Source organism: Aegicerativicinus sediminis (assembly GCF_015476115.1).
Lineage (GTDB): Bacteria > Bacteroidota > Bacteroidia > Flavobacteriales > Flavobacteriaceae > Aegicerativicinus > Aegicerativicinus sediminis.
On sequence record NZ_CP064295.1, the window covers coordinates 403107 to 419183 of the forward strand.

General features: G+C 36.3%; 11 protein-coding genes. 8 read left to right on the forward strand and 3 right to left on the reverse strand.

Translation table 11 applies throughout. The features are described 5' to 3' along the window. Positions 1-3: 3 nt before the first annotated feature. Complete coding sequence (gene rpsG, locus ISU00_RS01870; protein ID WP_228852345.1) at positions 4-480, reverse strand: 30S ribosomal protein S7; 477 nt, start codon at positions 478-480, stop codon at positions 4-6. Positions 481-500: 20 nt separating this feature from the next. Next, positions 501-875 carry a 30S ribosomal protein S12 gene (gene rpsL / locus ISU00_RS01875; protein ID WP_228852346.1) on the reverse strand — a complete coding sequence of 125 codons (375 nt, stop codon included), beginning with the start codon at positions 873-875 and terminating at the stop codon, positions 501-503. A 173-nt stretch (positions 876-1048) separates the two neighbouring features. Between rpsL and ISU00_RS01880 the strand changes: the two genes are divergently transcribed. The 8 genes from ISU00_RS01880 (at position 1049) to rlmB (ending at position 15259) form a co-directional block, all read left to right on the forward strand. Continuing rightward, positions 1049-2722, forward strand: coding sequence for a POTRA domain-containing protein (locus tag ISU00_RS01880; RefSeq protein WP_228852347.1), 1674 nt, complete (start codon positions 1049-1051; stop codon positions 2720-2722). Positions 2723-2822: 100 nt separating this feature from the next. Beyond that, positions 2823-5993 carry a SusC/RagA family TonB-linked outer membrane protein gene (locus ISU00_RS01885; protein ID WP_228852348.1) on the forward strand — a complete coding sequence of 1057 codons (3171 nt, stop codon included), beginning with the start codon at positions 2823-2825 and terminating at the stop codon, positions 5991-5993. A 23-nt stretch (positions 5994-6016) separates the two neighbouring features. Next, positions 6017-7456: a SusD/RagB family nutrient-binding outer membrane lipoprotein gene (locus ISU00_RS01890; RefSeq protein WP_228852349.1), complete on the forward strand. Its 1440-nt coding sequence runs from the start codon at positions 6017-6019 to the stop codon at positions 7454-7456. A 93-nt stretch (positions 7457-7549) separates the two neighbouring features. Beyond that, positions 7550-8245, forward strand: a complete 696-nt coding sequence (locus ISU00_RS01895) for a hypothetical protein (RefSeq protein WP_228852350.1) — start codon at positions 7550-7552, stop codon at positions 8243-8245. Between the two features lie 666 nt (positions 8246-8911). Then, the gene (locus ISU00_RS01900) at positions 8912-11995 is read left to right on the forward strand and encodes a SusC/RagA family TonB-linked outer membrane protein (RefSeq protein ID WP_228852351.1); all 3084 of its coding nucleotides are present in this window, start codon (positions 8912-8914) and stop codon (positions 11993-11995) included. An 11-nt stretch (positions 11996-12006) separates the two neighbouring features. Next, positions 12007-13512 (forward strand): SusD/RagB family nutrient-binding outer membrane lipoprotein, encoded by a 1506-nt coding sequence (locus tag ISU00_RS01905; protein ID WP_228852352.1) that lies wholly within the window; start codon positions 12007-12009, stop codon positions 13510-13512. A gap of 21 nt (positions 13513-13533) precedes the next feature. After that, on the forward strand, positions 13534-14418 hold the full coding sequence (locus tag ISU00_RS01910) for a hypothetical protein (RefSeq protein ID WP_228852353.1): 885 nt from the start codon (positions 13534-13536) through the stop codon (positions 14416-14418). 100 nt (positions 14419-14518) lie between these two features. After that, on the forward strand, positions 14519-15259 hold the full coding sequence (gene rlmB, locus ISU00_RS01915) for a 23S rRNA (guanosine(2251)-2'-O)-methyltransferase RlmB (protein WP_228852354.1): 741 nt from the start codon (positions 14519-14521) through the stop codon (positions 15257-15259). On the opposite strand, the gene ISU00_RS01920 is transcribed toward rlmB, so the two are convergent. Then, complete coding sequence (locus ISU00_RS01920) at positions 15256-16002, reverse strand: rhomboid family intramembrane serine protease (RefSeq protein WP_228852355.1); 747 nt, start codon at positions 16000-16002, stop codon at positions 15256-15258. The two genes, rlmB and ISU00_RS01920, sit on opposite strands and share 4 nt — an antisense overlap. Positions 16003-16077: the final 75 nt, after the last annotated feature.

The following is a 16077-nucleotide window of genomic DNA, read 5'->3' on the forward strand; positions in this document are numbered from 1 at the left end:
CTATTAAAATCTGAAATGTGAGAATGCTTTGTTTGCTTCTGCCATTTTGTGGGTATCCACACGCTTTTTAACAGCAGCACCTTCTTCCTTAGCAGCAGCTAAAATTTCTGCAGCTAATTTCTGAGGCATTGATTTTTCATTTCTTTTTCGTGAGTAACCGATCAACCACTTCATGGCAGTTGACACTTTACGGTCTGGACGAATTTGCATTGGAATTTGAAAAGTTGCACCACCAACACGACGGCTTCTAACCTCAACGTGTGGCATAACATTTGAAAGTGCATCTTTCCAAAGCTCTAAAGCAGTTTTTTCATCATCTGTTTTCTTAGCGTCAACGATATCAATGGCATCATAGAACACTTTAAAAGCAACTGACTTCTTCCCATCCCACATCATCATATTCACAAAACGTGTTACCAACTGATCGTTAAAACGTGGATCTGGCAACAACGGGCGTTTCTTCGCTTGTCTTTTTCTCATGTCTTCTTCTTAAAGTTTAATTACTTCTTCGGGCGTTTTGCACCATACTTAGATCTACGTTGAGTTCTTCCTTGAACACCTGCGGTATCCAAAGCACCACGAACAATGTGGTAACGTACACCTGGTAGGTCTTTAACCCTTCCACCTCTAACCAATACTATCGAGTGCTCTTGGAGGTTATGTCCTTCACCTGGGATGTATGCGTTTACCTCATTTCCGTTAGTCAACCTTACCCTTGCAACTTTACGCATTGCAGAGTTTGGTTTCTTCGGAGTTGTGGTATATACACGCGTACAAACCCCACGTCTTTGTGGACACGAATCCAAAGCAGCCGATTTACTCTTCTTGGTTATTTTGGCTCTTCCTTTTCGTACTAATTGTGAAATTGTTGGCATATATTTCTATAATAATTTTAAAACCCTCTCTTTAGAGGGCTGCAAAGGTAGAAATAAATATCAATTTTTCAAATCCTTGACAATGAATTTTTATAAGGATTTTGAATAAAAGTCATCTCAAAAATCAATTAACTGTATTTTTGAGGGCCACGATTAAAATTCGAGCTATAAAATTGAATAAGCTTCATATTCTATTTGCTATCATTATATGGATAATAACCCCTTCATTAGGGGCACAAAATGTTTGGCTTCAATTAGAAGGTTCCACAGTAGATAAAAAGGCAATAGATTCAATTTATACAAGCCGAGATTATCCAAATTTTTCTGCATTAAAAGGCTCCTTCGATTCTATTGTCCAAGTCTTAAAGCAAAGGGGATATTTCGACTTGCAGCATTCTGGCCTGAAAAAGGCAAATGATACAATATATAAGTCCAACTTCAAATTGGGAAACAGGGTTAAATTTATAGAACTAAATTTTATAAATGCTTCTAATGAACTTAAGCAACAATTAAATGAAGACAGTGTAACAATTAGAACCGAAATTTTATCTGAGTATCTTAACGGTTTAGTTGAAAGAATTTCACAATCGGGCAAACCCTTTTATTCCTTGCGTTTACTAAATCTAAAAAAAATAGACCAAAATATTTTAGGGGTGGAGGTTGAAGATAGCAGGGATGAAACGAGAAAGATAAATGCAATAAAAGTTAGAGGTTATTCAAATTTCCCCAAAAGTTACTTGAAGAATTATGTGGGTATTCGAACGGGAGAAATATATAATAAGAAAAATGTACTACGGAAGGTTAGAAGAATAGATCATTTAGGATTTGCAAAAACCTCTAAAGAACCTGAAGTTCTATTTTCTAAAGATTCCACTATCATATATATATATGTAGAAAAAGCTTCTTCAAATCGATTCGATGGTTTTATTGGATTTGGAACGGATGAAAACACCAATAAATTAAAACTAGATGGATATTTAGATTTGAGATTATTGAACAACCTCAATTTTGGAGAATCTATAAACATTATATATAAGAGTGATGAATTAGAACAAAAGACATTCAAAACTGATGTTTCTTTACCCTATCTGTTCGCCACAAACTTTAGTCTCGAGGCCGGGTTGCGACTCTTTAAAAAAGATTCCACGTTTATAACCAATAATTTAAAAGCAGACATTGGATATCAAATTGCCCCTAAGCATATCATCACATCAGGTATAGAGTCTATTATTTCAGAATCTTTACTCAATCAGGGTTCATCGTCCATTAACATTTCTGATTTTAATTCATTTTTTATTAGAACTAACTACACTTACAATAATCATAATTGGCAAGATCAACTTTTTCCTTTGAAATCTAACCTGGTATTAACAGCTGGTTTAGGAAATCGAAAAATAGATGAAATTAAAACAGAGCAGTACATTCTTGGGATAACGGGACATTATATATTCGATCTTAATTACAACAATAGCATCTTTACAGGGGTAAACTCAAATTATTTGATTTCCAATGGTTATTTAGATAATGAATTATTTAGGTTTGGAGGGATGCAATCTATTCGAGGTTTTAAGGAAAATAGCATAGCAGCAAACCTATTTGGTGTTATAAATACAGAATACAGATATCGCTTCACCAATAATTTTTATGCACATTCAATTATCGACATCGGATATTTTGAAAATAAGATAATCGATCTTAAAGAAAAAATATTTGGATTTGGTATTGGTTTGGGAATTGTAACAAATTCAGGATTATTAAGGATTCTGTACGCAGTTCCAAAGGTCGGATCCCAAGGAATTGAAATGTCTGACTCTAAAATACATCTCAATTTTTCAGCCCAATTTTAGAGAATCACATAATTATGCACGCATAATTTTAAAGAATTATTATTGTTTTTTTAACTTTTTATTAGCATTTTTGGTGCGGCTAATTCAAATTAATTTAAGCATGAAAACAAAGTTTAGTGGAATTCTCACGCTATTCCTAGCGTGTATTGTGCATTTGTCGTTTGCACAACAAAAAACGATTACAGGTACAGTGGTTGACCAAAGTGGTTTACCATTGCCCGGTGTTAATGTCGTTGTAGAAGGAACTACAAACGGAACCCAAACTGATTTTGATGGTAAATATTCCATCTCAGCTCAGACAGGTGAGGTTTTAGTTTTTTCCTATGTTGGCTTAAAAACCGCTAGTGCCACTGTTGGCGCATCTAATACTATAAATGTAACTATGGAAGAGGATGCAGCCCTTCTTGATGAAGTCGTAGTTACCGCTTTTGGTATTAAACGAGAAAAACAAAGCTTGGGTTATGCCCAGCAAACTGTTGGAGGTGAAACTCTTGTAAAATCTCGTGAAACTAATATTAATAATGCCTTAGCGGGTAAGGTAGCTGGTGTGCAATTTCAAGGTGCTCCTAGTTCTGGTTTTAACAATTCCAATATCCGTTTAAGAGGTGATACAGGTGTACTTTATATTGTTGACAACATAAAAGTAGACAACCCTTCAGATATCATTACGGAAGACATCGCTGATATGTCTGTTCTAAAAGGTGCTGCTGCAACTGCACTTTATGGACCTCAAGGTAAATCTGGGGTAATTATCATTACTACCAAATCTGCTGCTGCTGGTCAGAGCAGTATAAATGTTAATGTTAGTACAGCTGTAGAGAATATCTATGTACTTCCTAAATACCAAAATGAATATGGTGGTGGTTATTCCCAAGATTTTAATGTGTTTGAATTCAATCCTTCTGTGCATCCAGCTGATTGGGCTTCCTTCGATGGACAGCTAATGGTTGAATATTATGCTGATGAAAGCTGGGGACCAAAAATGGATGGAACCTTGGTAAGACACTGGGATTCTTGGATTCCTGGTGACCCAGAGTTTGGTCAACTTAGACCTTTTTCTCCAAACCCAGACAACGTAAAAGATTTCTTTGACACTGGTTTAACTACAAACACCAATATTACTTTTGCAAAGGGTGGTGAAGATTACTCAATCAGGGCATCATTGGCAAAAATCGACCGTAAAGGTGTAATGCCAAATTCTGACAGAAATACTGTACAAGGATCAATTAATGCCTCTATGAATTTAAGCGAGAAATTAACTGCTTTTGCTAACGTTAATTATCAAGATAGAAGAACGTCAAATTATCCTGACAACGGTTATGGTAATATTTCATCCAACTTTAACCAATGGTGGCAAAGACAGTTGGATATTGATAGGGTAAAGAACTTCAGAAGAAATGGAAATATTTATTCATGGAACCTCAACAGCCCAACCAATATTCAACCATTATATTGGGATAGCCCATATTTTACTACAGAGCTAAACCTTAATCCTCAAACCAAAAATGCATTTTACGGTAGATTTGGTTTAACATATGACATAATTGAGGACTTAAATGCAACAGTTGAGATAAGGAAGACTTATAATGCATATGAAAGCAATAATAGATTTGCCTTTGGTGGTTTAGGACAACCTTTTTATTCAGAAGCCGAAAGCACTTCAGGTGTTGATGAAATATTCGGTATATTGAATTACGAAACAGATTTATCTAGCTCATTTGACCTTGCAGCTAGTATCGGATTTGAAATTGCCGATTCTAACTATAAATCAATTAATGCATCCACCGCGGGTGGATTAACAGCAGAAGGATTCTATAGTTTAAATACTTCTGTAGATAGACCTACACTTTCTAGCTATAAGCAACAAACTAACAGAAAGTCGACATTTGCTAAAGCTTCTATTGGCTTCAAGGATATTCTATTTTTAGACGGTTCTGCCAGATTCGATTGGCAGTCAACTGCAAACCCAGAAGACAACAGAGTTGAGACCTATGGTGGATCGTTAAGTTTCATATTTAGTAAGCTATTCCCTCAAAACGACATACTTACCTTTGGTAAATTAAGAGCAAGTATGGCGGAGGCACCGTTATTCCCTGGCCCATACCAATTATCTGAAACATTTTCAATTGGGGTACCTTATGGTAGTTATGGAAAATTATCTGTTAGAAATCAATTACCAAATCCACAGTTAATAGGTGGTGTCCGTCAAGAATACGAATTTGGTGCAGAATTGAAATTTGCGCAGAGTAGGATTGGTTTAGATGTCACTTATTTCAACAGGGTTGATGACCAATTACCAGTAGGTGTATCATTAGATCCAGCAACTGGTTATACATCATTTCAAACAAACTCAGGAAAACAAACGTATAAAGGTTGGGAGGCCACTTTAAACTTTGTACCGGTTAAGACAGAGGATTTCCTTTGGGATTTTAGCGTAAATTTTGCAACTCTTGAACGTTTCGTAGATAAGATTGCAGATGGAACCGATGTAAACGTTTTAACTACTTCTTGGAGAGGAATTCAACTTCAAGAGAGAGCAGGAGAAGAATGGGGTGCAATTTATGGTAGAGCATACCGTAGAGATGATGCCGGTAATATTATCCTTTCAAGCACCGGTAACCCACGTTATGACACCAACCAATACTTAGGAAATCTTTTACCAGATTTTACTGGTGGTGCAACCAGTTTCATGAAATTTAAGAATTTCTCATTAGGTCTTGATTTCGATTTCCAAAAAGGTGGGAAAGTATTCTCTGTAACAAGAATGTTTAACGCTTATTCAGGTCTAGGAATAGAAACTGTTGGACCAAATGCTCTAGGCAATCCAGTAAGGGATGCAGTAACGGGTACCGGTGTTGTTAGCGGTGTTGTAGTTAATGCTAATAATGTTGGTAGTGATTCAGGTGGTGTATTAATTGAAGGTGTTGATGAAACAACAGGTGATCCAGCAGCTTACTATGTAGATCCAGTTACCTATTGGGCACGTCTATTTGCACTTCATGAAAGATGGTTATACGATGCTTCTTATGTTAAGTTACGTCAGGCACGTTTAGATTATGAATTTCCAAAGAAATGGATTGAAAATACATTCATAGATGGATTAAATGTAGGTGTTTTCGCCAATAACCTTTGGCTAATTTATACAGCTGTAGACGGAGTTGATGTGTCAGAATTAGAAGATAACAGCGCCCTTTCTGGTTATGGCTGGACTGAGGGTGGTCAATCACCAAACACAAGGACGATTGGTATTAACTTAAATATTACTTTCTAATAAAAAACGCTATAAATATGAAAATGACATATAATAAAATTGCCTTCATTTTCTCGGCTGTTTTGCTTTTCGCTACTAGCTGTGAGAATGTGGATTTTGGAGATTTGAACCAAAATCCGAATGAACCTAGTAATCCTGTTTTAGGTAGTTTAATGGCCAACACTCTTGGCTCAATCAGTGGCTATGTTGGCGCGACTACTTCTAACATGTACGTTCAATATTTATCTAATGGTCAGTACCCAGAGGAATCACAATATCAAACGCTAAACTGGGATTTTTCTGGTTGGTACTCTACTTTAAGTGATTTACAAAAAATCATTGATTTGAATACGGATGAAAGCACCCGTGCCAGTGCAGCACAAGGAAATGCATCTAATGAAAACCAGATTGCAGTTGCAACAATCTTAAGAGCATTTTATTTCCATACTATGACTGATAGATGGGGAATGCTACCTTATACCGAAGCATTGAATGGATTAGAAATCCAATATCCAAAATTTGATTCTCAACAAGCTATCTACCAAGGTTTGTTTGATGAGTTAGATATGGCTATTGGGATGATTGAACCAGGTGCAGGACCTAATGGTGATTATTTATTTGAAGGTGATATGAGTAGATGGGAAACTTTTGCCCAAACCTTAAAAATGGTAATGGCCTTAAGATTATCTGCTGCAGATCCTACTCTTGGAAGCCAAATGTTTAATGAAGCCCTAGGACATGAGATCATGTCTAATTCAGAGAATTTCTATTATCCTTTCTTGGCTGAAGAAAATAATGACAATCCATGGGAAGACAGATTCTTAGCTCCAAATTTCAGGAGAGATTATATGGTAAGTGATGTTTTCGTTAATGCATTAATAGGAAGTGGTACAGATGTAGCTCCAGAAGATCCAAGATTAGAGCAAATGGCAGAGCCAGCATTTAATTCAGGAACTTTTGTTGGTGCATTCTATGGAGAAGCAAATGACGCTACCGATGATTATTCTTTTATTACTCAAGACATCATTTATAACCAAACGGCTCCACTATACATCTTCACATATTCTGAGGTGCTTTTTGCCAGAGCTGAAGCAGCTCATCTAGGATGGACCAATGAAGATGCATCTGCATTATACGAAGATGCTATCGAAGCTTCCATGGAACAATGGGGTGTTGCAGAGGCTGACGCGGCTGCATATATTGCTGCAAATCCTTATACTGGGCCAGATGATATTGGATATGAAAAATGGGTATCACTATTTTTACAAGGATATGAGTCTTGGGCAGAATGGAGAAGAATGAAGGCAATGGGTTACGAAATGCCTTTAGATCCTCCTGCTGAGATGCTAAGTAATGCTACAGGTATTCCTGATAGACAAGCTTACGCTGCAACAGCGTCTGCGCTAAACGAAGAAAATTATAACGCTGCAATATCAGCTCAAGGTGCTGATGCATTAAATACCGTTCTTTGGATTTTTGAGTAATCCAAAAAGGTAAAATAAGTATAAAAACCTGCTCGCTGAGCAGGTTTTTTTTATATTTAAATAAGTAATAATTCATCTTTCAACATAATTGCTATGAAAACTTCACTGTATACTATTATCATTTCTATTACATTTCTTTTAATTGGAACAAATGTAATGTCACAAAATCCCGCTAATACTGGAAATTTACAAGATGGATTTAAAATTATGCGGGAAAATGTAAAAGGAACACCTTTCCTAACAAGTAATTGGATTGAGGGCTATGGTATTTATAGCAGTGGTACAAAAACGGAAGTCCTCCAATTGAACTATGATTTATATGGCGATAAGTTGGTGTTCAAGAATTCAGCAGGTGATGTACTCGAAATGTTAGATGAGGATTTAGTAGGTTTTATACTAGCTGATGAAGAAGAGAATTATATATTCATAAAAATACCTCAAGAAAACTTAGTTGACCAAAAGAAACCCAGAAAATATTTTCATTTAGTAGATGCACCCAACAAATATGTTGTTGTACAATACGATAAGGAATTAGACGACCCAAATAAATCGGGGTGGACTTCAAGTACTAGCAACACACTAAGTGCAGAATATAAATTAAACTCTAAAATTTTTGTTTTAAATCCTCAGGATAATTATGTTGAGTTAAAGCCAAAAAATAAAGCCCTCAGCAAAGCCTTTGCAAATGATAGCAAAATGGAGTCCTATTTAAAGCAGCATAAAATAGAAGATTTAAATGATCTAGTTCTAGCCATGCGCTCATATTATTCAGACTCTATAAATAATTAGAAATTATTTATGCTTCAAACCTTATTATTAATTCTACCATAAACCTCAAACTAATTATTCCAAGTGCATAAATTGACATCTATATCTGATCGGAATTGGACTTATTAATCATGTTGAGACCATTAAATTTAAATGTAATTTCGATGGATTATTTATTTACCAGAATAAGGTTCCTACCTAGAATTTATAAAATCACTTTGAACACTACCCTCTTCTAATAAAAACCATTTAGTTAATTGTTTTACCTCAACACCTAAAAAACAATTAAGCTTTATGAGATGGCTATTGGATCGACCTAGCTAATTTCAGAGATTTAGAATGCAAGATCATTAATAGAATTGCACAATTGAAAATTTATCTATATTCAATTGTTCCAGAATTTCCAACAAAGCGGTTTTTAAAGCAGTTAATTTAATAAATCCTAATTTTTTTCTTAATAAAATGTTAATTTTTAACAATTTGTAAATATTAATTTCTCCTAATTACTCCACTTTGTAAATGACCAATTAGTGAGTAGTAGCCTCGGTTAGAGCACTAAATTATGTGATTATTTAGTTCTTTAATATTAATTTTCAATGGATTGAGTTAATATAATTTAAGAAGGTATTATTGTTTGTTTAACATATTATTTAGAATTTTGGCTAGACTAATTCAAATAATTCTAACATGAAATCAAAGTTTAGTGGAATTTTCACGCTATTCTTAGCGTGTGTTGTGCACCTATCTTTTGCACAACAAAAAACGGTTTCAGGTACCGTAATAGACCAATCTGGTCTACCCTTACCTGGAGTTAACGTCATCATTCAAGGAACATCAACAGGAACACAGACAGATTTTGATGGAAATTATTCCATCGATGCCTCTGTTGGAAACGTTTTGATTTTTAGTTACATAGGGATGACAACTCAGTCGGTTACCGTTGGTAGTTCAAATACTATCAACGTTACACTTGCAGAAGATACTGCAGTATTAGATGAGGTAGTGGTTACTGCACTAGGTATCAAAAGGAATGCGAAAGAATTGTCGTATTCTGTTTCTACCTTAAAAAGTGATGACATTACTGAAACCAAAACCCCCAACGTTGCTACGGCAATGGTTGGTAAAGTAGCCGGATTACAGATTAACACTGTAAACAATGGTGTAAACCCAAATACTAGGGTTGTTCTTAGGGGTGCCCGTTCATTACTTGGAGACAACCAAGCGCTTATTGTGGTAGATGGTTTCCCTTCATCAAGAGGGGTATTAGACCGCATCAACCCAAATGATATTGAAAACATCAGTATCTTAAAGGGGGCCAATGCTGCAGCGCTTTATGGTTCGGAAGCAACAAACGGTGTTGTTTTAATCACCACCAAACGTGGTTCAGGAAAACTAAGCATTACCTACGATGGCGCTTACCAAATGGAAACAGTTGCTTATTTACCCGAATTTCAAGATGAATTTGGTGTTGGTGGATTTCCTGATGGAACACTATACCCTCTGGAAAACGTAGCATGGGGTCCACGTTTCGACGGAAGACTAGTTGATGCGAGTGAAACTTTGGATAATGGGGAAGTTTGGCAAGTGCCTTATAGCCCAATACCAAATAATCACAGAGACTTCTTCCAGGCAGGCAGTACAATAAGACATGGTGTTACAGTTCAAGGTGGTGATGAAAACAGTACGTTTTTAATATCTCTTGACCAGACCAATACAGAAGGAATTGTACCTAAAGATGCCTATAATAGAACCAATTTTAGGTTAAAAGGAACACGTAATTTTGACAAATTTAGTGTTGGTGGAAACATTTCATTTTTTAGATCTCATACTAATGTAGTTGGTGCAGGTGGTCGTCAAAACCGACCTCTGTATTGGAACATCATAAATACGCCATTACACCTTCCAATCCGGGAGATGAGGAATTGGAGAACCGGTAAGTTTACCCGAAATGAGGTTTCTTATTACGCATTTTATGAAAACCCATACTGGATTGTAGATACACAAAGAGAGAAATCTGATTTTAACGAATTTAATGCTCTTGCATTTGCAGATTATAAGATCACTGATTGGTTGACTGCGTCTATAAATATTGGATATACCTCTAGTTCAGATTCATTTAAAAGAGAATTTGGGGCATTTACCTATGCATTTGAATTGGCACACGTTTACTCCCGACTCGACGAATACGGAGCAAGAACCGCCTCTGCATTGGGTACTGCCTCAAGATTTAACTCTGACGTCCTTTTGAAATTCGATAAAGATTTTGGAGATGATTTTAACGTAAAACTTACAACCGGGCATAACTTGAGGATTCAAGATTCTAAAGATGTTAATGTTAGCGGTAGTGATTTAATTATTCCTGACTTCTATAACGTTTCAACAAGAACTGGAGAATTAGTTGGTGGGGAATCTTTAGTAAATTATAGAAGATACAGTTTATATGGAGAATTAACCCTTGGGTTTAGGGATTTCTTATTCTTAACTGGTACCGGAAGAAATGACTGGTCGTCAACTTTACCGACAGACAATAATTCGTTTTTCTATTATGGTGCTGGTCTATCAATTGTTGCAACCAACGCATTTGAAGGATTGAAATCAGACCGTGGGTTGAGTTACTTAAAATTAAACGCAAACTATACTAAAACAGGTAACGACCCAGGAGTTTATGCAACACAAGGTACATTTGCAGCTCCTGCCAACTTCCCATATGGATCAACGGTTGGTCTTTCGCAATCAAATCGTGTGCCTGCTCCAGATTTGAGCCCAGAATTCACAACTTCTACCGAAGTAGGTTTTGAATCTAGTTTTTTTAGAAATAGGTTAAGATTGAATGTTACCGGTTATAAAACGAATTCAACAGACCAGATTATACCTGTTAATATTTCATTAGCTTCTGGTGCTTCAAGTGCTATAGTAAACATTGGAGAAATCGAAAATAGAGGTTTGGAAATAGAATTAGGAGGCACAATTTTGCGAACTGATGACTTTTCATGGGATGTAAATGCAAATTACGCTTTATTGGATTCTGAAGTGATTTCATTGGCCGATGGAGTTGACGAATTGAACATTGGTGGATTTACCTCAGCACAAATTATTGCAAAAGTAGGTGAGCCTTATCCACAAATTAGAACAACTTCTTATTTAAAAGATCCTCAAGGAAGAGTTATTGTTGGAGCTGATGGTGACCCAATCCAAGATCCAATTAACCAGATACAAGGCAAGACAACACCTGATTACATTCTAGGTTTAAACACCTCGATTCAGTATAAAGGCTTTAGACTATATGCAGTTGGCGATTATCGTACTGGTCACGTATTTTTCAACGACATTGTAAACGCAATGGAATTTACAGGTTTAACGAAGCATAGTGCTACCGCCGGAAGGCAACCATTTGTATTCCCAAATTCATCCTATTCTGATGGAAATGGAGGCTACATTGCAAACACTGACAGACTTACAAGTGGTGGTGGAAATGCATTCTGGGATAGCTATAATGATGTTAAAGAAAACTATGTTACTGATGCAACTACATTAAAGTTAAGGGAGGTTTCGTTAACATATACATTCAATCAAGACCTAGTAGAAAGAATGGGCTTTGATAATTTAACATTAGGGCTATATGGTAGAAATTTACTTACCCTAAGACCAAAAGATAATGTTTATACAGATCCAGAATTTAACTTTACTACTGGAAATGCTGTTGGTGTTGGTACACAGTCTCAAACAGCTCCGACAAGGCAAGTGGGTATGAGTGTATCACTAACATTTTAAAAAAATTGAAAATGAGAAAAAATAGAATAAAAATTTCAACAATGTTGTTGTTATTTACGCTGGCACTTGTAAGTGTAAATTGTAGTGACGATTTTTTAGATGTAAACGAGAATCCTAACGATCCGTCTATATCTACACCAAGCTTAACATTGCCTGTAGCTCAACAGAGCTTTGCGGAACTTAATGCTCGTACGATGACCTACCTTGGAAACATGTTGGTAGTTAACTGGGCGACACCTTCAAACTGGTCTGCGAATAGTATCTATTCGAGATATGATTTTAGTGCTGATGATTTTGCAAATATTTTTGAAACTTCGTATGTTGGGATTTTCAAAGATCTTACCTATGTAGAAAACTATACAGATGCATCTGGTGCGGTTGACTACTCGAATTATCAAGTGATTTCAAAAATCATTAAAGGTTTTCAATACCAATTATTGGTAGATTTATATGGTGATGTTCCGTATACTGAAGCCAATCAAAGAGGTGACAACCCAACTCCAGCCTATGATGACGCAGAAACTATTTATAAAGCTGTTATCGATGATTTAGGTCTTGCTGTGGATATGATAACTAATGCTCCTGAAAATGCGGAAAATCCTGGAGACCAAGATATCATTTACTATGGTCATATGGAGGAGTGGGCACAATTTGCCAACAGTATCAAATTAAGAATGTTGGTACGCTTGAGCAACACAGGCCAAGACTCTTATATTACGAGCGAAATTGCAAAGATTGATGCTAATGGTTATGGGTATATAACCTCCAGTACTGTTGCAAATCCTGGATATTCAAATTCAGCAAATAAACAGAGTCCATTTTACGATTATTTCGTGCAACCTAGTGGAGCTCAAACCAATAGACAAGATTATACAGTAGCGAGTGAAACGACCATTGAGTTCTTATCAGAAACCAGTGACCCGAGAATGGCAAGGTTATACAAGCCTTCAGCTAGTGGTGGTGCTTTTAAGGGAGCTGTTCAATCTACCGTATTACCAGGAACTGGTTTTACCTCTGAGGATTTATCAAAAGTTGGTCCAGGACTATTAGTAAGTGCAGAACAGGATCAAATTATCATGTCTCTTTCAGAAATTCTTTTTATACAAGCTGAGGCTACTGTTAGAGGATACCTTCCTGGAGGGGATACTGCTGCGAAAGCATTATATGAAGCCGCTATTGAAGCATCTTTTTTACAACTTGGAGTTGCAGACGCAATAGCTGAAGCAGAAGCCTACTACGACCAAGGCACCCAAAATGTTTCTTGGGATTCTTCTACAAATAAAATTGAAGCTATAATGACTCAAAAATGGATTGCTCTTAACGGAACATCATCCATTGAGTCATGGATTGATTTGACCAGAACCGGGTATCCTGATTTTCTTCCTTTACCTGAGGAATCTCCAGGTGTTAGACCTGTAAGATTGTTATATCCAGCGTCTGAACGCTCAAGGAACGCAAATAATGTTCCTCAACAAAGCGGTGATGATGTATTTACAGATGATCCTTTTTGGAGATAAAAAATTGAAAAAATGAAAAACATGAAAAATTTAAGAATTATTTTGTTTTTAGCATTAGGAGCCGTTTTTACATTTAGTTCCTGTGATGCTATTTTAGATCAAGATGAGACCGACTTCGGAAAAGGTCCAATTTTGGCACAGTTCGCTAGTACTTCTGGTGATTTGAATATTATTAAGGATGCCGCAAACACTCCTATTGATCTTGAAATTCCAATCACTTTTTATGGAGGGAAAAATGTGCCATTAGACCGCGATATCCAAGTTAAGGTTGCTGCTAGTCCTGATAGTGACGTTCAGGAAGGAACCGGCTTTGAGCTTCTGTCTGATACCTTTACAATTCCAGCTGGTGAAACAACCGCTAACGTAGGTATTCGTGTATTTACTGAGCCTCTTGTACCGTTTGAATTTGAGGATTTGATCCTTGAAATAACTGAATCATCCGAATCTATTTCCGAGACGAACACTTACACTTTGACATTAAAAGCCCTAGATGAAAACACTTTGGCGGGAACTTATGATGTCGAAGTTGGTGAATATTACAATTCAGGAAATTTTATTGCCAACTATGGTGGAACAGTTACCATCGAAGCCATTGCACCAGGACTTTATAAGCATATTGGTATTGGATTTTGGCCAGACAATAACGATTTTTATTTTTCTGTTGACGAAGATACAGGTTATATCACAGTATCAGATAAAGATCTAAACAATGGTGATGTCTTATTGAACGGTTCTCCAATTATGACTTGCGATAACCAATACCAATTTGAAATGGTTACATGTGATGAAACCACAGTAAAGTCAACACTTATGCCAGATGGGCACCATGTTGTAGAAATAGTAACAGGATATTTCAGAGGTGTTGGAGCTACAAGGGAATTTTATGAAAAGTTGGTTAGACAATAATCAACCTAAAAACCTCGGTTTATAGAAATGACTACAGAGGTCGTTTGATTTATTTCAAGCGACCTCTTTTTTTACAGGTTTTATTAATTAGTTTTATCACATGAAATCAGAGGAAAAAATATACGGTCTCCACTCCGTAATAGAAGCTATTAAATCCGGCACAACGATTGACAAACTTTATATCCAGAAAGGGTTGCGGGGCGATACTTTTTTAGAGTTACAAAGGTTAATCTCAGAGTCTCATTTGAATGTTTCCTATGTGCCTATTGAAAAACTAAATAGGCTTACTCGAAAAAATCATCAAGGGGTAGTTGCACAAATTTCTCCAATAGATTTTATGCCCTTGGAAGAATTAGTGATTCAGGCCATGGAATCTGGTAACCCTCCCCTATTTTTATTATTGGATCAACTTAGCGATGTTCGAAATTTCGGTGCCATCATTAGAACGGCAGAATGTGCTGGTGTTTCAGGGATAATCATCCAAAAAAAAGGTGGTGCTCCAGTTACTGCTGACACTGTTAAAACTAGTGCCGGAGCCATTTTTAAGGTACCCATTTGCAAAGTTGATCATATAAAAGATGCTGTTTACTATTTACAAGCTTCAGGGATACAAGTCGTAGCGGCAACTGAAAAATCTGATGAAATGCTTTATGATGTGGATTTTAAACTTTCTACAGGCATTATTATGGGTTCTGAGGGTAAAGGGATTAATCCTTCCGTCTTGAAAGCCGTAGACAAAGCTGTAAAACTTCCTATGCTTGGTACAATAAGCTCCTTAAATGTTTCGGTTGCATGCGGAATGTTTCTTTACGAAACGATGCGACAGAGATTATTGCCTTAATCTTTATTGGGTTTGTAAATATAATTGATTTCTATATCGTTCGAATTATTGGCCTTTTCTTCCCTTTCCTGAAGTTCCTTACTTCCAACGAAATTTCCATTTTCATCAAAATGCTTTAAAAATGGATCATTCTCTTCATTATAGGTCGGTTCTTGCCACGCATAGCGTTCAGGAATCGGCAAACTTTTCCTAAAATACAATGCAAATAAAAGTCCAGCCAAAGCACCTCCTAAGTGTCCTTCCCACGATATACCATCCTTTACAGGAAATATATACCATACCATGCTACCATAAAGAAAAACTATTATTAATGATAAGGCTACAAGTCTATAATATTTAGTAAAAATACCCTTAAAGAAAATAAAACTTGCCAATACATATATTAGTCCACTGGCCCCAATATGTATTGATGGCCTACCAATAAACCAAGTGAACAATCCTGAAATAATGATTCCATACAAAACAACTTTCCAGGCGATTTTTCTGTAGAAATAAAACAAAGCAGCCGATAAAAAGAGCAAAGGCAAAGTATTATGGTAAAGATGTAAAATATCAGCATGTATCAACGGACTTAATACAATCCCGGGGATACCATCTATCGATCTTGGAATTATTCCCAAGGTTTTGATGGGTGGAAACACTCTCACCTGAAACCAAAACACAAGCCAAATAAGCATGACGAAAAAAACCGGATAAGCAATTACCCCAGTGGAATATCTTATGTGTGTACCTGTTTTAGCCATTTAATTTTGATAGTCAAAGATGTAACCAATATTATTACCAATGAAAAATTGTCAGTCCTAATTTCGTAATTTTAT